Origin of the sequence: Streptomyces camelliae (assembly GCF_027625935.1) — a bacterium.
GTDB classification, from domain to species: Bacteria; Actinomycetota; Actinomycetes; order Streptomycetales; family Streptomycetaceae; genus Streptomyces; species Streptomyces camelliae.
The window spans coordinates 8,445,343-8,467,636 of the sequence record NZ_CP115300.1 but is presented as its reverse complement, the minus strand read 5'-3'; the positions used below and the strand labels follow the sequence as shown (position 1 = coordinate 8,467,636).

General features: G+C 72.0%; 21 protein-coding genes and 1 pseudogene. 10 read left to right on the top strand and 12 right to left on the bottom strand.

Features of this window, described 5'->3' with window-relative positions; all coding sequences use genetic code 11:
- Window position 1: 1 nt before the first annotated feature.
- From O1G22_RS38850 to O1G22_RS38840, 3 genes are all read right to left on the bottom strand, one after another.
- On the bottom strand, window positions 2-1,681 hold the full coding sequence (locus tag O1G22_RS38850; RefSeq protein ID WP_270085604.1) for an FAD-binding oxidoreductase: 1,680 nt from the start codon (window positions 1,679-1,681) through the stop codon (window positions 2-4).
- 424 nt (window positions 1,682-2,105) lie between these two features.
- Entirely contained in the window at window positions 2,106-2,834 is a 729-nt protein-coding gene (locus O1G22_RS38845) for a LamG domain-containing protein (protein ID WP_270085603.1), read from the bottom strand.
- An 829-nt stretch (window positions 2,835-3,663) separates the two neighbouring features.
- A complete protein-coding gene (locus tag O1G22_RS38840) occupies window positions 3,664-4,266 on the bottom strand; it encodes an Rv1733c family protein (RefSeq protein WP_225094823.1) in 603 nt (200 codons plus the stop codon).
- 380 nt (window positions 4,267-4,646) lie between these two features.
- On the opposite strand from O1G22_RS38840, the pseudogene O1G22_RS38835 reads away from it, so the two are divergent.
- Window positions 4,647-4,794 (top strand): annotated as a pseudogene (locus O1G22_RS38835) (pyridoxamine 5'-phosphate oxidase family protein); the annotation flags it as partial.
- A 32-nt stretch (window positions 4,795-4,826) separates the two neighbouring features.
- Here the strand turns inward: O1G22_RS38835 and O1G22_RS38830 are convergent.
- The 3 genes from O1G22_RS38830 to O1G22_RS38820 form a co-directional block, all read right to left on the bottom strand.
- Window positions 4,827-5,606, bottom strand: a complete 780-nt coding sequence (locus tag O1G22_RS38830) for a TIGR03943 family putative permease subunit (protein ID WP_270085602.1) — start codon at window positions 5,604-5,606, stop codon at window positions 4,827-4,829.
- A complete protein-coding gene (locus O1G22_RS38825) occupies window positions 5,603-6,640 on the bottom strand; it encodes a permease (RefSeq protein ID WP_270086654.1) in 1,038 nt (345 codons plus the stop codon). Before O1G22_RS38825 ends, O1G22_RS38830 begins: the two co-directional genes overlap by 4 nt.
- A gap of 145 nt (window positions 6,641-6,785) precedes the next feature.
- Window positions 6,786-7,019 (bottom strand): hypothetical protein, encoded by a 234-nt coding sequence (locus O1G22_RS38820; RefSeq protein ID WP_270085601.1) that lies wholly within the window; start codon window positions 7,017-7,019, stop codon window positions 6,786-6,788.
- A 358-nt stretch (window positions 7,020-7,377) separates the two neighbouring features.
- Between O1G22_RS38820 and O1G22_RS38815 the strand changes: the two genes are divergently transcribed.
- Window positions 7,378-7,632: a response regulator transcription factor gene (locus tag O1G22_RS38815; RefSeq protein WP_270085600.1), complete on the top strand. Its 255-nt coding sequence runs from the start codon at window positions 7,378-7,380 to the stop codon at window positions 7,630-7,632.
- A gap of 196 nt (window positions 7,633-7,828) precedes the next feature.
- On the opposite strand, the gene O1G22_RS38810 is transcribed toward O1G22_RS38815, so the two are convergent.
- Window positions 7,829-9,634 carry an alkaline phosphatase family protein gene (locus O1G22_RS38810; protein ID WP_270085599.1) on the bottom strand — a complete coding sequence of 602 codons (1,806 nt, stop codon included), beginning with the start codon at window positions 9,632-9,634 and terminating at the stop codon, window positions 7,829-7,831.
- 191 nt (window positions 9,635-9,825) lie between these two features.
- A complete protein-coding gene (locus tag O1G22_RS38805) occupies window positions 9,826-10,746 on the bottom strand; it encodes a hypothetical protein (protein ID WP_270085598.1) in 921 nt (306 codons plus the stop codon).
- Between the two features lie 235 nt (window positions 10,747-10,981).
- Between O1G22_RS38805 and O1G22_RS38800 the strand changes: the two genes are divergently transcribed.
- A complete protein-coding gene (locus O1G22_RS38800; protein WP_270085597.1) occupies window positions 10,982-12,070 on the top strand; it encodes an FUSC family protein in 1,089 nt (362 codons plus the stop codon).
- Window positions 12,067-13,272, top strand: coding sequence for a PP2C family protein-serine/threonine phosphatase (locus tag O1G22_RS38795; RefSeq protein ID WP_270085596.1), 1,206 nt, complete (start codon window positions 12,067-12,069; stop codon window positions 13,270-13,272). The genes O1G22_RS38800 and O1G22_RS38795 overlap by 4 nt, the downstream gene beginning before the upstream one ends.
- A 9-nt stretch (window positions 13,273-13,281) precedes the next feature.
- Here O1G22_RS38795 and O1G22_RS38790 read toward each other — a convergent pair whose 3' ends face one another.
- Window positions 13,282-13,632 (bottom strand): DoxX family protein, encoded by a 351-nt coding sequence (locus tag O1G22_RS38790; protein ID WP_270085595.1) that lies wholly within the window; start codon window positions 13,630-13,632, stop codon window positions 13,282-13,284.
- Window positions 13,633-13,693: 61 nt separating this feature from the next.
- On the opposite strand from O1G22_RS38790, the gene O1G22_RS38785 reads away from it, so the two are divergent.
- A complete protein-coding gene (locus tag O1G22_RS38785) occupies window positions 13,694-14,590 on the top strand; it encodes a LysR family transcriptional regulator (protein WP_270085594.1) in 897 nt (298 codons plus the stop codon).
- 19 nt (window positions 14,591-14,609) lie between these two features.
- Here the strand turns inward: O1G22_RS38785 and O1G22_RS38780 are convergent, their stop codons facing one another.
- From O1G22_RS38780 to O1G22_RS38770, 3 genes are all read right to left on the bottom strand, one after another.
- The gene (locus O1G22_RS38780; RefSeq protein ID WP_270085593.1) at window positions 14,610-14,813 is read right to left on the bottom strand and encodes an antitoxin; all 204 of its coding nucleotides are present in this window, start codon (window positions 14,811-14,813) and stop codon (window positions 14,610-14,612) included.
- Between the two features lie 183 nt (window positions 14,814-14,996).
- Window positions 14,997-15,701 carry a polysaccharide deacetylase family protein gene (locus O1G22_RS38775; protein ID WP_270085592.1) on the bottom strand — a complete coding sequence of 235 codons (705 nt, stop codon included), beginning with the start codon at window positions 15,699-15,701 and terminating at the stop codon, window positions 14,997-14,999.
- Window positions 15,698-16,369, bottom strand: a complete 672-nt coding sequence (locus O1G22_RS38770) for a glycoside hydrolase family 11 protein (protein ID WP_270085591.1) — start codon at window positions 16,367-16,369, stop codon at window positions 15,698-15,700. The genes O1G22_RS38775 and O1G22_RS38770 overlap by 4 nt, the downstream gene beginning before the upstream one ends.
- A gap of 355 nt (window positions 16,370-16,724) precedes the next feature.
- Between O1G22_RS38770 and O1G22_RS38765 the strand changes: the two genes are divergently transcribed.
- The 5 genes from O1G22_RS38765 to O1G22_RS38745 all read left to right on the top strand — a co-directional run bounded on the left by O1G22_RS38765 (window position 16,725) and on the right by O1G22_RS38745 (window position 22,282).
- Window positions 16,725-18,197 carry a hypothetical protein gene (locus O1G22_RS38765; RefSeq protein ID WP_270085590.1) on the top strand — a complete coding sequence of 491 codons (1,473 nt, stop codon included), beginning with the start codon at window positions 16,725-16,727 and terminating at the stop codon, window positions 18,195-18,197.
- Complete coding sequence (locus tag O1G22_RS38760) at window positions 18,194-19,282, top strand: NADH-quinone oxidoreductase subunit B family protein (RefSeq protein ID WP_270085589.1); 1,089 nt, start codon at window positions 18,194-18,196, stop codon at window positions 19,280-19,282. The genes O1G22_RS38765 and O1G22_RS38760 overlap by 4 nt, the downstream gene beginning before the upstream one ends.
- A 66-nt stretch (window positions 19,283-19,348) precedes the next feature.
- A complete protein-coding gene (locus tag O1G22_RS38755; protein WP_270085588.1) occupies window positions 19,349-21,142 on the top strand; it encodes a nickel-dependent hydrogenase large subunit in 1,794 nt (597 codons plus the stop codon).
- Window positions 21,135-21,695, top strand: coding sequence for a NifU family protein (locus O1G22_RS38750; protein WP_270085587.1), 561 nt, complete (start codon window positions 21,135-21,137; stop codon window positions 21,693-21,695). The genes O1G22_RS38755 and O1G22_RS38750 overlap by 8 nt, the downstream gene beginning before the upstream one ends.
- The gene (locus tag O1G22_RS38745) at window positions 21,692-22,282 is read left to right on the top strand and encodes a DUF5947 family protein (protein ID WP_270085586.1); all 591 of its coding nucleotides are present in this window, start codon (window positions 21,692-21,694) and stop codon (window positions 22,280-22,282) included. The genes O1G22_RS38750 and O1G22_RS38745 overlap by 4 nt, the downstream gene beginning before the upstream one ends.
- Window positions 22,283-22,294 lie beyond the last annotated feature (12 nt).

Here is a 22,294-nt window from a genome sequence, read left to right as displayed (position 1 = left end):
CCTATGGGTGTGCCCCCGTCCCCGGAAGGCGGACGGACTGCCGGTGGCGGAAGACGTCGCGGGGATCCCAGTGGGCCTTGGTGCGCTGGAGCCTGTCGTAGTTGTCCTTGTAGTAGAGGCGGTACCAGGGCTGCTCGGCCTCGGGCGGGTTGAACTCGGGGTCGCTGAGGTCGGCGTCGCAGTAGCCGATGTAGCAGCCGTCGGTGTTCTGTTCCGGTGCCTCGGCCCCGCCGGGCGGGAGGACGGCCGGGACGCCGTCGGTGGCCGCGTACATCTCGCGGTAGAAACGTCGGATCCAGTCGAGGTGGGGCGCGGCGATGCCCGGGTCGTCGCGCGCGTCCTGGAAGTCGTAGACACCGTCGAAGTTGGCGTCCCTGTTCCAGGTCCAGTACGTCTGGAACTGGAGCTTCAGCACCGAGGAGCGCTGCGGTACGGCGGTGGCGTCCGCGGGGAGGTCGTTGATCCGGCCGCCGTAGGAGTCGACCTGGAGCAGCGCCTGGTCGTTGCTGTACTCCGGGTCGGTCAAGTAGTCGTAGATGGTGGCCAGTTGGTCCTCGGTGAAGCCGGCCGTGTGGTAGGCGGACTTGTATTTTCCGCAGCGGCTCGGGCCGGACTCGTTGAGGTTCTGTGTGGCCGTCAGCCAGGGCAGCCGGGTCGGGATGTACAGCTCCCCAAGCGCCGGATGCTCGCCCATGCGCAGGTCCAGGGGGTGGCGCGGATAGTCCGGTTCCGGGGCGAGGTAGTCCAGGAACGTCTCCAGGCGGTGCACGGAGTCGGCGCGTGTCGCGTCCAGCTGCACGATCAGGCCGACCTTGCCGGCTTTGCGGTGGTTCAGCTTGAGCAGCGTGAACATGTCCCAGTGGTCGTACCGCCCCGGGAAGTCCGAGTCGCCGCCGCTCTGTTCGCCCTCGAAGAAGCTGCCGTAGCGGCGCACCAGACCGAGGAACAGCTCCGGGTTCTCCTCGAACAGCTTCCACTCCCAGGCGACGGTGCGCAGCAGCACCTGGGCGGGCGGCCGGGGCAGGTCGCGGAACCAGTACCGGGTGATCACCCCGAAGTTGCCGCCCCCGCCGCCGGTGTGCGCCCACCACAGGTCGCGTACGGCGGGGTCGGCGGAGTCCTTGCGGGCGACCGTCACGGCGGCGCGGGTGCGGTCGCGTACGGTGACGACCTCCACGGCGTACAGATGGTCCACGGTGAGCCCGTGCAGCCGGGACAGCAGGCCGAATCCGCCCGCGGAGATGTGTCCGCCGGCTCCGACGGAGTAGCAGGAGCCGCCGGGCACCGCGAGGCCGTAGGTGCGGTAGAGCTGGGTGGCGATGTGCCAGTTGCTCGCGCCGGCCTCGACGCAATACGCGTCCATCTCGGGGTCGTAGGAGACCCGGTTCATGGCGCTGACGTCGATGATGACCGCGACGTCGTCGCCACAGACGAAGTCCTCGTAACAGTGGCCGCCGGAGCGGACGGTGATCCGGCGCGGCGGTGTCCCGGTGCCCGGATGCCGGTCCAGCCACGCGTTCACGGCGGCCTCGACGTCGGCCGTGCTCGTGGCCACCACCACGTGCTCCGGAGAGGCGATCCACCGCTGGTTGAAGCCCCGGCGGAGCGCCTCGTAGCGGTCGTCGCCCGGGCCGACCTCGATCGGGGCGCGCGAGCGGGAGCCAGTGGACGGGGTGGACATGACGGCGCCTCCGCACAGGTTGACCAGCGCTGATCACAGTAAGTTACCGAGCGCTGCCGACCGGGCACTCCGCCGTTCGGGTGAAGCGGGGCGGGCGCGCGGATCCCCGGGCAGGTGGGTGCGGGCGCCGGGGCACGCCGTGGGCCACGAGGGCGCCCGACGGTGTCACGAGGGGCGCGCGCTCCGGGCCGGGCGCGCGCTCGCCCGCGCCCGCAACGGAGGTGCCGAGCGCGATCGCCGTGGGCAGCCCGCAGAGCGCCTGCTGGACCGTGACGACCTGGTCGTACATCTCGCCCGGCCCGGGAGGGGCCGTCGGTGACGCGAGACCACCGGATCGGGGTCTTTTCGTCCGCGTGCGCCACGGTGCGGCGAGCTCGGGCACACGCGGAGGGACCCAAGGGTTGTATTGATCAACGGGGAATGATCAATTGACCGGCGTGCGGTCGGCCGGATGCGGGCGGCGTACGACGAGCCCGGTCACCTCGAAGGACATCCGCGTCGTCTCCGGATCGGGGGCGGGGTGGTAACGGCCCGCGGAGACGGAGAGGTTGACGATGAGGCAGGCGTGCCAGTCGTGTCCCACGCCCCGCCCGTCGGCGAAGACCCGGGCGCCGTTCACCGACCATACGACGGAGCGGGCCCCGAACTCGGTGCGCAGGTCGACCCAGGCGCCGGGGCTGACGGCGGGGTCGCGGACACAGTGCCCGGTGCCGCGGACGTGGTTGGTGAACTCCAGGAGGTCCGGGTGGTCCGGGTGGTACTCGAAGACGTCGATCTCCTGGCCGCCGTCGCGCCAGGTCCAGATCGCCGGCCACGCTCCGACCTCTCGGGGCAGCCGTACCCGGGCCTCCAGCACGTCCCCGGACCGGACCGTGAAGGCCTCCTCGCTGCCCTCGGTCGTCAGCAGACCGGTGTCCCAGTCGCCGTCCGGGCGCCGGGTCGCCTTGAAGACGCCGGAGCGGGAGTAGGAGGGATCGGACACCAGGTGGTCCAGTTTGTCGTCGCCCGGGTTCACCGGGCCGCCCCCGGGATACGCCCAGGAACGGCCCGCGACCCACTGGCGGGGGGAAGTGAAGTCCGCCGTGAAGACAATGCGGGGCTCGGACGGGGGGCGCTGGGCCGGGAGCGGGTGTCCCTGAGCAGGATTCTCCATGCCAGAGGTCTCACCCTCCCGGGCCGGGTCATGCGCCCCAGCGACCCGCGCGGTACAGGAACGCCCCTTTCGGGTGATGGGCACACCCGGATCCGGACCGGCAGGGCGGGGCCGTTCGCCCCTGGTGGACCGGCGGTTTCCGTGGTGTGCTGGTTAGTGGCGGGAAGGACCGAGAAAGACGCGGAGAAGCGGTCGGGAACCGTGCACCGCGCAATCCGGATCCGCGAGAAGCGGGTGGCCCTTCCCGCCCTGACGTTTTCGGCAACCGCCGGTGCCGCGTGGGCGGCGGGGGGAAGCGCGGGTACCTCGTGGGCGGCGGGGTGGAGAGGGCAGGTGCCGCGCGGATCGAGGAGGCACCGGGTGCCGCGTGGGTTCCGGGGGCCGGGTGCCGCGTATATGCCCCGACAGGCCGGTGCCGCGCAGGGTCCGGGCGGGGGCGGGGGCCGCATGCACAGCTGGGCAGGCCGGATGCCTTGCACGGCCCGGGAAAGGGCGGGAGCCGCGCAACGCTCAGGAAAGGGCGGAAGCCGCGTGCACGGCCCGGGACAGACGGGTGCCACGTCGACGCGGGGACGGGTCGGTCGGCGTGTGCACGGCCCGGGACAGGTCGGTCGGCGTGTGGATCTGGGAACGGTCGAGTGCCGCAGAGTGCCGCACCGATTCCGCGAACGGGGCGTCGCACAAGGTCAAGGAAGGCATGGGTGCCTGCCTAGGTCCCGGGGAGGGCCGGGTGCTGCCTGGGTCTGGGTCCCGGGGCCGAGGACCGCGTGGCCGGTGGGAGGAGGCGGCTCGTGTCTTCTGGACCACCGGCAGCGGCAGTGTCGGACGGTCAGCCACGGCCTCCGCTGAGGTTTCCCCACCTCGGCCCTATCTGCTTCCACTCCTCGTCCCACTCGGCCATACGCCGCCGGATGAGCCGGGTGCGGACTCCCCAGCCCACGACCCAGACCGCAGCGCCGGCCGACGGGGCGACGAGGGCGCCGGTCAGGGCCGCCTGGAGGTCCGCCGCGGCGCCGGTGACCGGCGCGGACACGATGCGGCCCGCGCTGTTCGTCCAGATCGTGACCTGGGAGCCGGCGGGGGCGCCGGGCACGACCTTCGCCCGGTCGGTGTGGACCACGCCGTGCGCGTCCGTCCAGCGCACGGACGCCCAGACCCGCCCGTCGTCGTAGCCGGTCCCGGTGACGGAGGTGCGCGCCGCGTCGTCGGTGAGCACGGCGTGCACCGCGTGCACCTCCGCCCGCCGCGCGGAGAACGTCGAGTCGGCCGAATGGGCCGCCGCGAGACCGGCGACGGCCCCGCACAGGACGGCGAGCACCCAGGTCGCGAGGACGATCCAGGCCTCGACGACGTCGCTGTGCCGGCGTAGCGGATTGCGCCGCCATCGCCACAGCCGTACCGGGGTGACTGTCGTGGGAGGTGTCCGGGTCATCGTCACCGCCTCCTCTCCACCGCGCCAGGCGTGCCGCGGGGTGCCACCACTCCATCGTGCACCTCATTCGGGATCGCGGCGGCGTGAGTGCCGAAGACACCCGCGACGGGCTCACACCGGGCCCCCTCGGATCCGTCCGCTTCATCACCATAGGCACCGTTTCACCGGGTTGCGGGGGCGGTGCGCCGGGGACGTCCGGCCCCCCTGAGCCAGGGCCGAAAGGCACTGGTCCGAACCGTACGAGAGGGGACACAGTGACATCAGGAGCGGCACCGATCCCCCGCGGTGTCGCTCCGCGCTCCGCTCATGGTGTGCCGCCGCGCGTACGGATCATCGGAATCCGCGAGGAGAAGAGTCACATACCCGCGAAGAAGCCGGCCATGATCTGTGACAGCGTCCCCACCGACCGGCGCGTCGGCCTCGACCGGGTCGACGCGCTGCGGCTGCTGGGAGTGTGTCCCTGGGAGGATCGTCTTCACCCGCCAGGCCCTGCCCACCGTCCGCCCGGTCGACCACGTCCTCGACGGTCACGGGCGTGCTGCTCGCCGACGCGGTCGGACCTACGAGGGCGTGAGCGGCAGGTCGTCCGTGTAGGCGTTCACCGGCTGGGCGATGGGCCGGGCGTCCCGCACGTCGAGCGCCGCCTGCGCGGTCCTCGTGCCGAGCACGCCCTGGGGATGCCAGGTACCGGTCACCGCGAGCCAGGTGTTCGCGGCGGGTGCCTCGGTGCCGCCGTACATGCGGATCTTGACGGTCTGCGAGTCGGCTGCGCAGCACGTGAAGATGATGCGGGTCAGGTACCAGCCGTCGCCGTCCTCGGCCGGGGTGACGAAGCCCGTGAGCTGGACGGCGCGGCGCTTGATGGCCAGGCTGCGGTCCTGCTGGACGCGCTTGGTGAAGTCCGTGAGGGTCAGGGGCAGGGGTGAGGTCGCGGGCAGCGGGGCGAATCCTTTCTTCTGCACGGTGGCCGGCTTGGCGTTCGAACGTGCCGCGGTGTACGCGCCCAGGGCGGGTGGGGCGTAGAAGAGCAGGCTGAGGGCGGGGAGGAACAGCAGCCAGGCGATGCGCGGTGCGCCGGAGTGGTCGTGGCCGTGGCGGTCCTGGCCCTGGTCATGGCCGTGCTCGTGCCCGTGCGCGTCGTGGGCGTGGCCCTGCCGGTCCCTGTCGTCCCTGATCACCACCGACGCCACGCCGAGCAGCAGCAGGACCATCCCGGAGACGATGAGCAGCGGGCGCAGGCCGGCCTTGACGTAGCGCAGGTAGATGTCGGTGAACAGGGCCGTGTGCAGCAGGCCGGTGCCGGTCAGGGCCAGCAGCAGGGTCTGTACCGGGCGTCTCACAGCAGCGCCCCTCCGATCAGGGTGCTCGCGGCGACCGCCACGGCGGTGGTGGCCGTGGAGAACCGCCAGGCGAAGGCGCGCCCAAAGGTGCCCGCCTGGAGCGCGATCAGCTTCAGGTCGACCATCGGGCCGACCACCATGAAGGCCAGCCGGGCGGTCGGCGAGAACCCGGCGAGCGAGGCGGCGACGAACGCGTCCGCCTCCGAGCAGACCGCCAGCAGCACGGCGAGCCCGGCCAGGAAGAGCACCGACAGCCAGGGCGAGCCGGAGAAGGTGTCGAGGACGGAGCGCGGCACCGCGACGTTGAAGGTGGCGGCGGCCATGGCGCCGAGCACCAGGAAACCGCCGGCGTGCAGGAAGTCGTGCTGGAAGCCGAGCCGGAACTCGTTCCAGCGGCTGCCCCCGTGCCGGTGGCCGGTGTGCCGTTGCCGCAGGACGGGCCGCAGCCACTTCTCCTGGCCCAGCCAGAGCCACAGCCAGCCCATCACCGCCGCGGTGGCGAGGGAGGCGAGCAGCCGGGCGGCGACCATCGCGGGGTTGCCCGGGAAGGCGACGGCAGTGGCGGTCAGCACGACGGGGTTGACGGCCGGCGCGGAGAGGAGGAACGCGAAGGCCGCGGCCGGGGTGACGCCCCGCCGGATCAGGCTGTTGGCGACGGGGACGGAAGCGCACTCGCAGCCCGGCAGCACGGCGCCCGCGACCCCGGCCACCGGCACGGCGAGCGCGGGCCGCTTCGGCAGCACCTTGGTGAACAGTTCGGCCGGCACGAAGGCGTTGATGGCACCGGACAGGGCGGTGCCCAGGAGCAGGAAGGGAAGCGCCTGGACGGTGATGGCGAGGCAGACGGTGCGCCAGGCCTGGACGGCCGGCTGGTCCAGCCACTCGGTGCCGGCGAGGAGCGGTACGGCGACGGCTCCGGCCGCGATCGCCAGGGCGGCGCCGTGCGGCCACGACCGGACGCGGCGCACGGGCGGATCGACGGGTGCGACCGTCACGCCCTCGGCCACACCAACCAATTCATCCGTTTTTTCCATCATCACTCCGGATGTCGGTGTCCGGCCGACGATAGGCGAGAGGCGTCGCCGGACCCCGCGTACACGCCGCCGGCCGGTCGACCCGCGCGAGGATTGGGCCCCATGGGTGGACACAGGGCCCGTCCGCGGGCCGCCGCCCGGCAGCTCAGCGGTGCGCCGGGCGTCGGGGCCGGACGACGGTGGTGGCCGTGAGCGCTGCCGACGCGGCCAGGCAGAGCCAGGCGCAGGTGTCCCCGATGCGGTCATAGACGGTCCGCACGCCGCGCACGCGGACGTAGGCCACCATCCAGCGCCTCATCGACACCGTCACCGCGCTGCCGCCCGCGCTGCCGCCGACGGCACCGACGCCCGCCGGGGCACCGGTCGACGGCGGGCTCACCGAGCGCGAGGTGCAGGTTCTGGTGCTGGTCGGCGCGGGCTGTCCGACGCGCGCATCGCAGTGGACCTGGGCCTGAGCAAGGCGACGGCGAGGAGCCGGGTCCACCGGATCCCGACCCGGCCGGCCCTGGAGAACCGGGTGCAGGCGGCCCTGTACGCCCACCGGACCGGGCTCGCCAGGGACACTCCCGAGCCGCCGGCGGCGGGGTCCGGCCGCTGACGTCGGCCAAACCGCTCACCCACCCCTGTGACACTCCTGTGACAGTCGGCGGACAGGCTCATGAAGTACGGCGCGCAACGTGGAGGAACAAGGGCAAATCGCCCTAATCGGCCAAAACATTCCGCTGGAGGTCAGCCTCATGAGTGCCACTCTCGTCGCACCGCACTCCGAAGCTCCCGCGTCCGCTGCCGCCACCGCGCCCCAGCCCTCGCTGGCGCCGCGCGAGCGGGAGACACTGCGGCACATCGCCGCCGGCCGCACCTATCTCCAGACGGCCCGCCACATGGGCCTGTCCACGCACACCGTGGATGCCTATCTGCGCCGCATCCGGGCCAAGTTCAACATCACCAACACCGCCGAGCTGACCCGCGCGGCCATCGCCCTGGGCCTGTGACCGGCCGGTATCCGCCGTTGCAGCGCGCCGTGAACCAGCTCCCTCCATGCTGTGGCCCGGCACAATTCGCCGGGCCGCGCGCACTGCACGGCTTCCCACCCGTGCCGGACCTCGGCGACCCCGGCCGGCGCCTGCTGACGACGCATGTGCGCCGGCTGCTGCGGGCGCGGCCGGGGCGTCGGCCCTCTGCGGGCCGTCAGCCGACGGTCACGGTGAACGGTCCGGCCAGGACCGAGTAGCCGTCATCGGCCAGGTAGTACACGTCGTACGTCCCCGCGCCGCCCATTTTGCCGGTCGAGAACGTCAGTGCGCCGCTGGCGTTCGGGGCGTAGGCCCAGGTGCGCGACGACTGCCCGCCCGGGGTGACACCCGCCGGGTAGACGCCGACCCAGTTCTTGGCGTTCACCTGCGCCGCCGACGGCACCGCGTAGCGGAAGGTGACGTTGCCGCCGTTCGCGACCGCGTTCAGGCCGCCGGTGAGCGTCGGCGTGGTCGCGGTGGACGGCACGAAGGCGTCGTCGAGCGGGGTGGCGTAGGTGTCGTTGGCCGTGAGACCGGGCAGGCCGAGCGCGCCTTCGATGGTGCGGGCGATGCCGTAGTGGTCGTAGTGGGCCGGGCTGCTGGTGCCGGCCGGGACGGTGCCCTGGGACCCGAGGACCGTGGTGGCCACGTGGTCGTAGGCCTCGTTCTGGCTCTCGTCCCAGGTCAGGATGAGCAGCGAGCGCGCTTGCGTCCAGGCCGGGGAGGCGAGGACCGGGGCGAGGGTCTGTTTCAGCCAGCCGTCCTGGGTCTTCAGGCTGGTGGCGTTGCCGTTGCCGGAGGCCTCGCCGTCGTAGTAGTCGTCGGCGGCGATCCAGGAGAAGTTCGGGGTGGTGGCCGCGGACTTGAGATCGGTGGTGAGCTGCGTGGTGTCGAACAGGTGGGCCGCGCAGCGTGTGGCATCGCCGCTGATGTCGGTGTAGTTGATGAAGGGCGCGTCGTCGGGCTCGTAGTAACTGTCGTTGTTGTTCTTGGTGTTGCAAGGGGTGCCCATGCCCTGCTCGTAGGCCTTCCAGGTCTTGTCGGCCGCCTCGATGGTGTCGCCGAGGTTGCGCTCGGGAGAGTTGATGTTCGGGAAGTACGTGGCGCCCTTGGCGTAGGTGTCGCCGCCGGCGACGGCCAGGTAGTTCTCGTCGCTCGGGTGGTAGACGGCGTGGTGGTCGGTGAGCGTGGCGCCCTGGGCCATGAGGCTGTGCATGTACGGCGTGTCCGCGGGGTCGTTCATGACCTCGGAGTAGTCGGTGTTCTCCATCATGACCATGAACACGTGGTCGTAGCCCGGGACCTTGGAGACGGGCGGCGCGAGCGGGGCGGGCGCGGTGACCGGGGTGTCCAGGGTGAGGGAGAGGTTGTCGAGGTAGCCGGTCTCGTTGCTCGTCGACAGGAACTGCACCTCGACCTGGATGGACCGGGTGCCGGCCGGTACCGCGCCGGTGGTGCTGCGCGCGAGGAACTTGGTGGCGAGCCCCCGGTCGGTCGCGGAGACGGTCGGCAGCCCGGCGGTGGCCCCGAGGCGGTGTCCTCCTGCGTCGTGGAAGTGCAGGCTCACCGCGACATAGCCGGAGTAGGTGGTCCAGCCGCCGAGCCAGCCGGAGAGGTCGTAGTGCACTCCGCCGGCGTCGATGGCGGAGGCGGCCGAGGAGACGTCGACGGTCTGTGTCATCGCCCCGTCGCCGAGGTTGCCCGGTCCGAAGAAGGCCTTGCCGGGTGTGTTGCCGTCGCTGGGCAGCCCGAAGGGGGCGACGGAGTGGCACATGACGTCCGGGCCGCCGGCCTCGGTCGTCCAGCCGGGCATGGTGGTGGCGGCCGACCAGTCACTTGTGCAGTAACCACCGCTCTCCGCATCGCCGTTGACGATGAGGTTGCCGCTGCTCCCGGCCGCCTGGGCCGGTGCGGGAGCGGAGACGATCAGCGCGCCGAGGAGGGCGAGCGGCCCGCCGAGGGATCTCCAGCGCAGTCGCATACGTGGTACCTCGTCCCGTTGGTGAGGGTGCCGTGAGGAGTGTGGTCTCACGGCCTGACTGTGCACGACGAACGGGACATGAGTAGTGGCCGCCGCTGTCGGAGGGAAGAACCACGACCAAACTTGACCAGACAAGTTGGGGGCGGGGTGCCCACCCTGCCGCGCCGGGGAGGCCGGTCGCCGTACCGGGGTCAGCGGCGCAGCGCCGCCAGGTCGCGGTAGCCGATGGCCGCGTGTCGCAGGCACTGGCCCGGGTCGGCCGGGGTCGGGGCGTTGTCCTGTTCGACCATCGGCTTGTGAGAAGTGCGGTGGCCCACGCGGGAGAAGACGGTCCGGTAGTCGATCCCGATGCCGAACGGGACCATGGCGTAGCCCATCCCCTTGGTGGTGTCGACGACGCCGTCCTTGGCCCGGAACAGCGGGTAGCGCTTGTCGTGGCGGACCACCAGGGCCGCCGGGACGAGGCCCTGGCCGCCGGGGCCACGGCGCAGTTGGTCGTCGAGGCCGTCCGCTCTCTCCACTCCGAGGACGAAGGGCCGGAAAGGCGGTCGGGTCAGTAACTCGACCCCGGTGTCCGCGTGGTGTAGGCGCACTCCGTGCAGATGTAGCCGGACCGAAGCTCGGCGGTGTCCGAGGCCGGGCTCGTCCTTGCCGCTGTCGTTGCACGGCTTGAAGCCGGACAGCAGCGTGTCGGCGAGGGTGTACGACGTGCAGCTGCCACAGGCCTTGAGGGTGAAGCTGCCGGTGACGGGGCCGACGTAGAGGACGGTGATGACGTGCGGACTGTCGTTCTTCACCGTGACGGAGATGCTGCCGCCGGAGGCGGTGGTGGGCAGCTTCTTGCCGGCATCCGGGAGTGTCTGGGCGACCTCGGCGGCTATGGCGACCTTCATGGCGCGGGCGGTGTTGCCGTCGTTCTTGTCGTCCGCGACGAACTGTTCCATGGGTTTCCGGGCCGCCGCGAAGTCGCCGTCCTTGTACTGGGAGACTCCGCAGGCGTACTCCCCCGCGTCACCGCTCCGGCCGGCCCGTCCGGCGGCCTCGGCCGGGCGGCCGTCCTTGTCGCCCGAGGACTTCGACAGCCCGCCGATGCGCGTGTCCAGATCACGCAACCGCTCTCCGCTCCCCCCATCAGCAGCACCCCCGCGGCTGCGGACTCGCAGTTCACGGGCCCTTCAACCGGCCCGACAGAGGAAGAAGCGCCGCCCATCCTGTTGAGGTTTGAACCACCATGGCCGCACCACCCATGTCACACGGCCCGTATTTGGCATATGCCCTATTTGTCTGATTACCCTGGGCGGCTCGACCGACCCGACGGACTCGCTCGCGGAAGGAAGACGGCCCGACATGCACAGCGCACAGCTGTCCGCTCTCACATCCCGGCTGCGCCGGGCCGGCTGCGCCGAGGCGGCGCGGGCGACCGTGGCGGCCGGGTTGACCTGGCAGACCTGCGTCCTGCTCCTGCACGTCTCCGACCCCTACGCGGGCGCCGTCGCGGCCCTGCTCGTCGTCGAGACGACCGTGGCAGCGACGGTCGGCGCCGCCGCGCGGTACGCCGCCGGATGCCTGATCGGCGTCCTCGTCGCCGTGCCCGGCGCGCTGTACGCCGGCCCCGGCACGGCCGGCCTGGCACTCGTCGCCTTCGTCTCCGTGCTGCTGGCCCGGCACGGCTTCCTCGGCCACCACGGCCTGCACGTCCCGATGACCGCCCTCATCACGTTCGCCCTGATCCGCGGCCGCCACCACGACGAGCTGATCACCCACCTCGCGGAGATGGTGCTCGGCATCGGCTTCGGCCTGGCGTGCGGCGCGCTGCTCTTCCCCGTCGTACGCGTACGGTCCGCCGAGCGGGCGCTGGAGGACCTGCGGCTGCTGGTCGCCCGGCATCTCGACGGCCTGGCCGACGCGGTCGTACGGCACGAGCGCCCCCGGAGTGTGCTCGGACCGGCCTGGGAGAACGATCTGGACACGGCGCTCACCCGGGCCCGCACCGCCGTGGACGAGGCGCACGAGAGCATGCGCTGGAACCCCCGGCCGACCGCCCGGCGCCGCCGCCGGCACCTGGACCACCGGGTACTGCGCACGCTGGGCGGTGTGGCCGGGCAGGTGACCGCGACCGGCCGGCTGCTGGACACGGAGTCCGGTCCGGCTGACGACTCCGGCTTCTCACGGCCGTACGCGCACCTGCTGCGCACGACGGCCCTGTGTGCCTACTCCTGCCGGGGCGGACGGCCGCACCCCGCACTGCCCGCCGCCCGGCACGCCCTCACCCGGCTCGGCGCCCCCGGCTGCGATCCCCCGCCCGGCGCCGCCGCGGACCGGCGTCTGCTGCGGCCCCTGGAGTCGGCGCTGAGCTGTCTGTCGGAGCCGGCGCCCGCACCCGCCGCCCGGTCCCACCGGATCCTCGACCCGCTGCGACCCACCCCTCGACGATGACCCCTCACGCCACCGATCACCCCACCGCCCGTCCGGACACCGCCACCGCGGCCGCCGCACCCCACCGGCACCGGGACCCTGGGCCGGCGTGGCACCGACGCGTCCCGGCCCGCGCCCTCCTTGTGTCGGCTCCCGTGCTGTTCATGGCCATCGTCACCGTCACCGATCTGCTCACCCCGGACTGGCTGCACATCGCTCCGGTGCTGGCCGCCGTTCCGGTGCTGGCCGCCGCGCTGCTCCCCCGGTGGGCGACGGCGGCGCTGGCGTGCGCCACGCTCGTGATCACGGCGCTGCTCCAGTGGGCGGCCGGGAGCTGCGGGCGTCCGGACGCGGACGTCACGCTCGCCGGCCTGTTCGTGGTCGGACTCACCTCGCTGGCCGCGTGCGCGCTGCGGCAGCGCCGGGATCGGCAGCTGCGCCAGGTCCGCTCCGTCGCCGAGACCGCGCAGCGCGCCCTGATGCATCCGCTCCCCCACCGCGCCGGCTCGCTCGCCCTGTCCGGGGTGTATCTGCCGGCCGAGTCGGAGGCGCGGATGGGCGGCGACTTCTACGAGGCGCTGCGCACACCGTACGGCACCCGGATCCTGATCGGTGACGTACGGGGCAAGGGGCTGCCGGCCGTCGGCGCCACCTCGACGCTGCTCAGCGCGTTCCGCGAACTGGCCTACGGCGAGGCGTCGTTGACGCGGGTGGCGGAGCTGCTGGACGCCCGGGCGAGGCGGCACATCGCCGCACTGGACGGGGATCCGGGCCCGGCACGGCCCGCCGGCCGGGGCCGGGACGCGCTGTTCACCGAGCGGTTCGCGACCGCGCTGCTGGTGGAGTTCCCGCCCGGCGACCGCGTGGCCCGCCTGGTGCACTGCGGCCACCCCGAGCCGTACCTCGTGCGGGCGGGCGAGGTGCGCCCCTGCGAGCCGGACCGCCCGGGGGCGCCGCTCGGGCTCGGCGATCTGCTGACCGCGGAACCCGCCGCCCAGACCGTGCCGTTCGGCCCCGGTGACCGGCTCGTGCTGTACACCGACGGCTTCATCGAGGCCCGCGACCGCCTCGGCCGCTTCCCTGACCTGGCCGCCCGGATCCACGCGCACGCGGGCCGGCCGCTGGAGGCGATGGTGGCCGCGCTGCGCCGTGACCTCCTGCACCACGTCCGCGGCGACCTCGACGACGACGCGGCCCTGGTGGCGCTGGAGCGGCTGCGGTGACCGCTCCGGTCAGCGGGCTGCCGCCAGGGTCAGCGCGCCCGCGGCCAGCGCGAGGAACAGTCCGGGGAAGGCGATGTTGTGGAACACCCGCGCCCGGACGTGGGCGGTCAGGGCGCCGACGTAGAACAGCACCAGTCCGGCGCCTGCCGCGATCCCCAGGGGCCGTATGCCGAACAGGCCGAGGAGCAGTCCGGCCGCTCCCGCCGCCTTCAGCAGTGCCAGGGCGGGGAGCCAGGTGCGCGGCACGCCGACCTCGGCCGAGTTGGCGAGGACGAACGGCGCCCTGGCGGCGTCCGCCGCCGCGATGCCGGCGTTGGCCAGGACGGCCGCGCAGGTGACGACCACAGAGGCGATATCCATGCCTCCACCCTCACCGGACGGCTGTTGTGCCGTCCAATACCAGCTTCTATAACCTGTGGGAATGGATGTCGACACGCGTCTGCTGCGTGCGTTCCTCGCCGTCGCCGAGGAGGGCAGCCTCACCCGTGCCACGGAGCGCGTGTTCGTGTCCCAGCCGGCCCTGACCAAGCAGGTCCGCCAGCTGGAGAACCAGCTCGGCGTACGGCTCTTCGACCGCTCGCGCACCGGGATGGCACTGACCGACGCGGGTCGTGAACTGGCCGACCGGGTGCCGGAGTTGCTCGCGTCCTGGGACGAGGCGCTGCGCACCACGCGGGCCGCCGGGCGGCGTTCGGCGCGGGTGCTGCGCGTGGGGTTCGTGGCGAGCGCGGCCAACGAGGCGACCCACGAGATCGTCGCCGAGTTCGCCCGGCGGCGGCCCGGCTGGCGGGCCGAACTGCGGCAGGCGGCCTGGACGAACCCGAGTGCGGGCCTGGCCGACGGCGAGGTGGACGCGGCGCTGCTCCGGCTGCCGTTCCCGGGTCAGGGCGCGCTGCGGGTGGAGGTGCTGTTCAGCGAGGCGCGCTGGGTGGCGCTGCCGAGCGGGCATCCGCTCGCGGGGCGCACCGAGATCGCCTTCCGCGAGCTGTGGGACGAGCCGTTCGTCGCCGCGCCGGCGCACACCGGGGCGTGGCGCGACCACTGGCTGGCCGCCGACGAGCGCGCGGGCCGTCCGGTGCGGATCGGCGCGGTCACCGAGCAGCCGGACGACTGGCTGAGCGCCATCGCGAGCGGCTACGGCATCGCCCTCGCGCCGGAGTCCGCCGCGCGGTTCTACGCCCGCCCCGGTGTGGTCTACCGGCCGGTCACGGGAGTGGGGCCGACGTGGGTTGGCGTGGCCTGGGCCCGGGCCGACGACCGGAATCCGGTCGTACGGGACTTCGTGCGCTGCTGCCTCGACCTCGCGCGCTCCCCGTGACCGGTGCGCACACCCGGGGTCAGTGCTTCTTGCCGTTCTCGCCCAGCTTCTCGACGAGGTCCTGCGCCTTGTCGACGGCCTTGTCGATCGTGTCGCTGTGCTTGCCGTCGGTACGGTCGTCGATGAAGTCGCCGGCCTTCTCCAGACCGTCGGCGATCTTGTCGCCGTGGGCCTCGGCGATGTCCTCGATCGTGTCCTTCAGGTTCTTCAGAGCGTCGAACATGTGCGGATCCTCTCTCCTTCGGCTGCCGGGGCGGACCCGGTCCATGATCCCATGCGGAGGGGGCCCGAAAGACGGCGTTCGAGGCACCGGGGAGGGCGCGTTCGAGGCATCGGGGCGGCGGCAGCGCGCGAAAACCCGTCGGCACGGCGGCCGTTGCGCCGTGCCGACGGGGCGCGGGCCGGGTCAGTCCGTGGGAGCGACGGCGTGGCCCGTCTGCGGGGAGATCATGCCCGCGCACAGGCCACGGCTCGCCAGGGTCTGGGCGATGCGCGGGATCGCGGCCAGGGTGTTGGCCGGCCACTCGTGCATGAGGATGACCTGGCCGCTGGTCAGCCGGGACACGGCCTGGACGATGGCGTCGGTGGTCGCGCCGTTCCAGTCCTGCGAGTCGACGTCCCAGATGACCTGGGTCAGGCCGTACTTGGCCGCCACCGCCCTGACCGTGGCGTCGGTCTCGCCGTACGGCGGGCGGAACAACCGGGGTGTGCCGCCGCCTGCCGCCGCGATCGCCTGCTGGGTGCGGGAGATCTCGGAGTCGACCTGCGCCTGGCTGAGCTGGGTCAGATGCGGATGGGTGTAGCTGTGGTCACCGATCCACATCCCGGCAGCCGCCTCGGCCCGGACCTGGGCGGGGTAAGCCGCCGCGTACCGGCCCTCGTTGAACATCGTGGCCCGCAGCCCGTACTGCTTGAGCGCGCTCAGCAGGGCCGGGGTGTGGGCGTCGGACGGGCCGTCGTCGAAGGTGAGGCCGACATAGCCGGAGCAGCCGGCCGCGTGGGACGGGGCGGCGCCGACGGTGAGCATGCCGGCGGCGGCCAGCGCGGCGGCCGTGGCTGCCGTGGCTGCCGCCGTCAGCGGACGGGACGCGAGCGGCCGTACGGCCCTCATGACATCACCGTGATGTTCGAGTTGCCGCTGCTCTGGTAACCCTCGGTCGCCAGGATCATGTAGTACTTGAAGCTGCCGAGGGCCATCCCGGCGCGGGCCCAGGCGTCGAAGTGGTTGCCGGTGGTTATGGTGCCGCCGGTCCGCTTCGACTGCCGCACGCTCCAGTACTGGTTGAAGGTCCTGGTGCCTTCGACGGACGGGGCGTTGTACCGCGTCGTCTCGTAGATGTCGTACGTGCCGCCGTCGCTGGTGACGCTTCCCTTGTACGTGCCCGTGGGCCGGTAGGTGCCCCAGTTGTCGACGATGTAGTACTCGACGAGCGGGTTCGACGTCCATCCGTAGAGGGACAGGTAGCCGTTGCCGGACGGGTTGAAGCTGCCCGAGTACGTCACGCTCCGGCGTCCGCCGGTGCTCCAGCCCTTGCCCGCGACGAAGTTGCCGGTGTTGCTCCAGCTGGTGCTGTAGTTGCCGCCCGAGCCCAGGGTCATGGAGACCGTGCCCTGGGCGTCGGTCCAGAACGAGTAGTAGTAGCCGTTGTTGGTGCCGGTCTGGTTCGTGGTGATGACCGTGGCGGCGCGGGCGGTGCCGGGCAGGGCCAGTGCGGCCCCGGCGCCCAGCAGCAGGGCGCCTGCGCTCCTACGGCTCAGTGCGTGGTCGAACACGCTCATGTCGTGCCTCCTCCTCGTACGGCCTGTGCGGGTGTGACTTGGAGGGGAGTGTTGGCCTGGGCATGTCAGCTGTCAACAGTTTCGGTGATTATTTCGAAACATTCGTCTACGCGATCAAGTGGCCTGATTCTTATTTCAGCAGTTCAAGTGACTTGTTAAAGAGGAAACTTCACCAAGAGAGTCGGCACCCTGGAAGGCAAGATCGTAATTTGAACTCCGCGCTTCGAATGTTTCGAAGCACTGTTCGTCGTCCCCTGAGCGGCCCAATGACAGTCCTCCGGAGGGGCGAGCGGCCGTGACGGGTGTGACCGTGAGGGATAGGGATCCGCGCGTACACCGGCGACGAGGAGGCGGCATGACGGACGGACTCGGGCCCGAGGGCTTCGAGCAGGTCGGCGCCGTCGCGGACGCGGTGCTCTACGAGGGCTACCTGCTCTATCCGTACCGCCGGTCCTCGCCGAAGAACCGGGTCCGCTGGCAGTTCGGGGTGCTGCTGCCGCGTGCCTGGGCGGAGCGGGACGGCCCGGTCGAGCCCGGGATCGCCGGCTCCGCGGACTCCTGGTACCAGCGGACCGAGTGCCTGCTGCGGGTGCGGCGGGCCGACGCGGTCGTACGGGTGCGGGTGCGGTATCTGCAGATGCGGGACAAGCAGGTCGAGGCGCCCGGCGGCGACGGCCGGCACCGCCCGGTCGCGTCCCTGCGGTCGGCCGACGGTGCCGCGCATCTGTCGTTCGAGGAGGCGGTGCCGCGCGAGACCGACCTCGTGCTGCCGTTGCGGGACCTGCTGCACCGCGGGCGCACCGTCGAGGTCGGCGCGCCCGCCGGCACGGAGTACGAACCGTTGCCGTCGGACGCCGGACGGACCGTGCGGCGGTGCCGGGAGGTGCGGGCCCGGACCACCGTGGCGGCCGAGCCGCTCGCGCCGGACCTCTACCGGCTGCGGGTGCGGACCGAGAACACCGGCGAGCTGCCGGATCCCCGGGCCCCCCGGGGCGAGGCGCTGCGGCAGGCGCTGATCGCCACCCACACCCTCGTCGGCGGGGACGGCGTGGAGTTCGTGTCCCTGATCGATCCGCCCGAGGGCCTCGCGGAGCACGCGCGCGGCTGTCGCAACGCCTTCACGTTCCCCGTGCTGGGCGGCGCGCCCCGGGCGGACGGCACGGGCGCCGTGCTGCTCTCCGCGCCGATCATCCTGCCGGACTTTCCGCAGGTCGCTCCGGAGAGTCCCGGTGATCTGCACGACGCGGCGGAGATCGACGAGATCCTCACGCTGCGCACGATGCTGCTGACCGATGAGGAGAAGGCCGAGGCGCGGGCCACCGACGCGCGGGCCGCACAGATCCTCGACCGGGTGGAGACCCTGCCCCAGGAGGTCCTCTCCCGGCTGCACGGCGCGATCCGTTCCCTGGCCCCCGCGCAGCCCCAGGCGGACGCCGCGCAGACCCCGGCTTCCGGGCGGCCCGCGTGGTGGCAGGAGGGCGGCGACGAGGGGCTGTCCCCGACCACCGACTCGGTGCTCGTGGCCGGGGTGCCCGTCGGTGCCGGCAGCCGGGTGCGGCTGTGCCCGCGCGGCCGGGGTGCGGACGCCCAGGACATGTTCCTGGCGGGGCGGACCGCGCAGGTCGCCGCGGTCCTCCACGACGTGGACGGCAGCGTGCACCTGGCCGTCACGGTCGACGACGATCCCGCCGCCGAACTGCACGGCTGGTACGGCCGTTTCCACTATTTCCGGCCCGCCGAACTCGAACCGCTCGCGCCCGCGGACGGCCCGGACCCGGCGGTCCACCACCCACTCGGCGACCGGTTCCGACGGAAGGCGCAGACATGACGACACAGCGCGACACCACCGAGGTCCGCGACGAGCCCGGCGGGGCCGAGGCACCCAGCGGGTTCGACGAGATCCACATCCTCTGGATCTCGGAGGGCATGAGCTGCGACGGCGACACCGTCTCGCTGACCGCCGCGGACCAGCCCTCGCTGGAGGACGTGGTGCTCGGTCTCATCCCGGGCCTGCCGAAGGTCCATCTCGTCAACAAGGTGCTCTCGCCGAGCCTGGGCGGCGAGGACTTCCTCGCCCCCTACCGGGCGGCGGCACGGGGCGAGCTGACCCCGTTCCTCCTCGTGATCGAGGGCTCGGTCCCGAACCAGAACGTCATCAAGGGCGACGGCTACTGGACGTCGTTCGGCAACGACCCGGAGACGGGCGAGCCGCAGCCGCTCAACTGGTGGATCGACCAACTGGCGCCCAAGGCCTGGGCGGTGGTCGCCGCCGGGACCTGCGCGGCGTACGGCGGCATCCACGCGATGGCGGGCAACCCGACCGGCTGCATGGGGCTCGCGGACTACCTGGGCTGGGACTACCGGTCGCAGGGCGGGCTGCCCGTGGTCAACGTGCCCGGGTGTCCCATCCAGCCGGAGAACTTCATGGAGACCCTGATCTGGGTGCTCCAGCACGCGGCCGGTGCCGCTCCCCCGCCGCCGCTGGACCACATGCTGCGTCCACAGTGGCTGTTCGGCAAGACCGTGCACGAGGGGTGCGACCGGGGCGCGTACTACGAGCAGGGCGACTTCGGCCTGGACTACAACTCCCCCAAGTGCCTGGTGAAGACCGGGTGTTGGGGCCCGGTCGTCAACTGCAACGTGCCCAAGCGGGGCTGGATGGCCGGGATCGGCGGCTGCCCCAACGTCGGCGGCATCTGCATCGGCTGCACGATGCCCGGATTCCCCGACACCTTCATGCCGTTCATGGACGAGCCGCCCGGCGGCACCCTGTCGTCGCTCGTCATCAAGCCGTACGGCGCCGTCATCCGCCGGCTGCGCGGGCTGACCAACGACATGGTGAACCACGAGCCGCGGTGGCGGCACAACAAGCGCAAGCTGACCAGCGGTTACGACCCGCACTGGCGTGCCTGACACCGTTCGTCCCGTATCCCCGACCCGCCCGCACCACCACCCCAACAGCGAGGGGCAGCACCGCAGATGACCACCACCGAGTCCCGGCCCACAGCACGCAAACCCGCCCAGCTCGTCGACATGTCCTGGGATCCGATCACCCGGATCATCGGCAACCTGGGCATCTACACGAAGATCGACTTCGCCAACCGGGAGGTCGTCGAGTGCCACAGCACCTCGTCGCTCTTCCGCGGCTACTCGGTGTTCATGAAGGGGAAGGACCCCCGCGACGCGGGCTTCATCACCTCCCGCATCTGCGGCATCTGCGGCGACAACCACACCACGTGCTCCAACTACGCCCAGCAGATGGCGTACGGCGTCAAACCGCCGAAGCTGGCCGAGCACATCACCAACCTCGGCGAGGCCGCCGAGTACATGTTCGACCACACGCTCTTCCAGGACAACCTGGTGTTCGTGGACTTCTGCGAGGCGATGGTCAAGGCCACCAACCCCGGGGTGCTGGCCCGCGCCGAGCGCACGGCCGCGCCCCGCGGGGACGTCCACGGGTACCGGACCGTCGCCGACATCATGAAGGCCTTCAACCCCTTCGAGGGCGAGGTCTACAAGGAAGCGCTGAAGATCAGCCGGGTCACCCGGGAGATGTTCTGCCTGATGGAGGGGCGGCATGTGCACCCCTCCACGATGTATCCGGGCGGTGTCGGCACGATGCCGCAGCCGAACACCTTCACCGACTACCTCTCCCGGCTGATGCGTGTCATCGACTTCGTGAAGAAGGCGGTGGCGATGAACGACGACGTCTTCGACTTCTTCTACGAGGCCCTGCCCGGCTACGAGGAGGTCGGCCGGCGCCGCGTCCTGCTGGGCTGCTGGGGCGCCTGGCAGAACCCCGACGTGGTCGACTACCGGTACGCGACGATGAACGAGTGGGGCCGGGCGATGTACGTCACGCCCGGCATCGTCGTGGACGGTGAGCTGGTCACCAACAACCTGATCGACATCAACCTGGGCCTGCGCATCATGCTGGGCAGTTCCTACTACGAGGACTGGGTGAACGAGCAGCCGTTCGTCACCCACGACCCGCTCGGCAACCCCGTCGACATGCGCCACCCGTGGAACCAGACCACCGTCCCGGTGCCGCAGAAGCGGGACTTCGACGGCAAGTACAGCTGGGTGATGAGCCCGCGCTGGTACCACCCGGAGACGGGACAGCACCTCGCGCTGGACACCGGCGGCGGGCCGCTCGCCCGGCTGTGGTCGACGGCGCTGAGCGCCCTGGTCGACACGCCGTACGTCAAGGCCACCGGCGACAGCGTGCGCATCTCCCTGCCCAAGGGCGAGAAGCTGCCGGAGACCACGCTGGAGTGGCGCATCCCGAAGTGGAGCAACACCATCGAACGGGACCGCGCCCGGCCCTACTTCGTCGCCTACGCCGCCGCCATGGCCCTGCAGTTCCTGGAGGAGGCGATGGGGATGCTGCACTCCGGGGACACCAAGGTGTTCGAGAACTTCGAGGTGCCGGACGAGTCGATCGGCTGCGGCTTCCACGAGGCGGTGCGCGGTGTCCTCTCCCACCACCTGGTGATCAGGGACAAGAAGATCGCCAACTACCACCCGTACCCGCCGACCCCGTGGAACGCGAGCCCCCGCGACATCTACGGCACGCCCGGCCCGTACGAGGACGCCGTGCAGGGCCAGCCGATCTTCGAGGAGAACGGTCCGGACGACTTCAAGGGCGTCGACATCATGCGCACGGTGCGCAGCTTCGACCCGTGTCTGCCGTGCGGTGTGCACATGTACATGGGCAAGGGCCGCACGCTGTCCACGGTGCACTCGCCGACGTACGGAGCGAACCATGGCTGACGCAGTACGGCTCGCCGACCCGGCGATGGAGGCACGGCTGGCCCGGCTCGACGAGGTGCTGGCCGAGCTGGAGTCCGCACCCGGACCGGCGCTGGAGGCGGTCTCGCTGCTGACCGAGGTCTACGGCGAGGCGCTCGCCCGGGTGCTGGACCACGCCGACGCGCCGCTGCGGGCGGGGCTCGTCGAGGACGAGCTGGTGGGGCATCTGCTGGTGCTGCACGCGATCCATCCCGAGCCACCGGAGCGCCGGGCGGCCCGCGCGGTCGAGCGGCTGCGGCCCGCGGTGCGCGAGCGCGGCGGCGACCTCCAGTGGGCCGGCGTCGACGGGAGTGTGGCCCAGGTCCGGCTGAACGCGGGCGGCGGGTGCGGGGCGGGGTGCGGCAGCGGGACCGACGACGCCCTGGCGGCCGTCCGGGCGGCCGTGCTGGCCGCGGCGCCCGAGCTGACGGCCGTGTCCCTGGTGCCGGAGGCCGCCGGGCGGCGGACGGCGCCGGCGTTCGTCCCGCTGGCGACGGTGACCCACCGCGCGGTACGGCCGCAGGGGGCGCGGTGACCACGGCCGGAGCGCTGGCCCGGGTCATCCGGTCCGCCGCGGACCGCGCGGCGGCCGCCGAGGCCGAGCGCTGTGACCTGTGCGCCGCTGCCGTGGCGGACGGCCACCCGCACCTGTACGACACCGGTGCGGCCGCCGTGCGGTGCGTGTGCGCGCCGTGCTCGGTGCTGTTCCCCGGGGACGCGGCGGGCCGGTACCGGCTCGTGCCCCGGCGCCGGGTCCGGCTGCCGACCGTGGACACGGCGGTGCTGGGCGTCCCGGTGGGGCTGGTGTTCTTCGTGCCGCACGAGGACGGCACGGTCACCGCCGAGGGCCCGAGCCCGGCCGGGGTCATGCGCTGGGAGGTGGACGCGGCGGCCTGGCAGCGGCTGTCCGCCGGGTGTCCGCGGCTCGCCTCCGTGGCACCCGAGGTGGAGGCGCTGCTGGTGAACACCGTGCGGGGCCTGGACGAACACTGGATCGTGCCGGTCGACGACTGCTACCGGATGGTCGCCCTCGTACGCCGTGAGTGGCGGGGGCTGTCCGGCGGCGGTCGCGTGTGGCCGGCCGTCGAACGGTTCTTCGCGGAGCTCACCGAGCGGTCGTGAAGCCGGAAAGGA

Bases quoted from the DNA above. Each gene is read 5' to 3' on its own strand.
- O1G22_RS38750 (WP_270085587.1), top strand. From the start codon at position 21,135: ATGGCTGACGCAGTACGGCTCGCCGACCCGGCGATGGAGGCACGGCTG.
- O1G22_RS38810 (WP_270085599.1), bottom strand. From the start codon at position 9,634: ATGCGACTGCGCTGGAGATCCCTCGGCGGGCCGCTCGCCCTCCTCGGC.
- O1G22_RS38840 (WP_225094823.1), bottom strand. From the start codon at position 4,266: ATGACCCGGACACCTCCCACGACAGTCACCCCGGTACGGCTGTGGCGA.
- O1G22_RS38780 (WP_270085593.1), bottom strand. From the start codon at position 14,813: ATGTTCGACGCTCTGAAGAACCTGAAGGACACGATCGAGGACATCGCC.
- O1G22_RS38825 (WP_270086654.1), bottom strand. From the start codon at position 6,640: ATGGAAAAAACGGATGAATTGGTTGGTGTGGCCGAGGGCGTGACGGTC.
- O1G22_RS38785 (WP_270085594.1), top strand. From the start codon at position 13,694: ATGGATGTCGACACGCGTCTGCTGCGTGCGTTCCTCGCCGTCGCCGAG.
- O1G22_RS38770 (WP_270085591.1), bottom strand. From the start codon at position 16,369: ATGAGCGTGTTCGACCACGCACTGAGCCGTAGGAGCGCAGGCGCCCTG.
- O1G22_RS38765 (WP_270085590.1), top strand. From the start codon at position 16,725: ATGACGGACGGACTCGGGCCCGAGGGCTTCGAGCAGGTCGGCGCCGTC.
- O1G22_RS38755 (WP_270085588.1), top strand. From the start codon at position 19,349: ATGACCACCACCGAGTCCCGGCCCACAGCACGCAAACCCGCCCAGCTC.
- O1G22_RS38845 (WP_270085603.1), bottom strand. From the start codon at position 2,834: ATGGAGAATCCTGCTCAGGGACACCCGCTCCCGGCCCAGCGCCCCCCG.
- O1G22_RS38850 (WP_270085604.1), bottom strand. From the start codon at position 1,681: ATGTCCACCCCGTCCACTGGCTCCCGCTCGCGCGCCCCGATCGAGGTC.
- O1G22_RS38795 (WP_270085596.1), top strand. From the start codon at position 12,067: ATGACCCCTCACGCCACCGATCACCCCACCGCCCGTCCGGACACCGCC.
- O1G22_RS38815 (WP_270085600.1), top strand. From the start codon at position 7,378: ATGAGTGCCACTCTCGTCGCACCGCACTCCGAAGCTCCCGCGTCCGCT.
- O1G22_RS38800 (WP_270085597.1), top strand. From the start codon at position 10,982: ATGCACAGCGCACAGCTGTCCGCTCTCACATCCCGGCTGCGCCGGGCC.
- O1G22_RS38775 (WP_270085592.1), bottom strand. From the start codon at position 15,701: ATGAGGGCCGTACGGCCGCTCGCGTCCCGTCCGCTGACGGCGGCAGCC.
- O1G22_RS38760 (WP_270085589.1), top strand. From the start codon at position 18,194: ATGACGACACAGCGCGACACCACCGAGGTCCGCGACGAGCCCGGCGGG.
- O1G22_RS38790 (WP_270085595.1), bottom strand. From the start codon at position 13,632: ATGGATATCGCCTCTGTGGTCGTCACCTGCGCGGCCGTCCTGGCCAAC.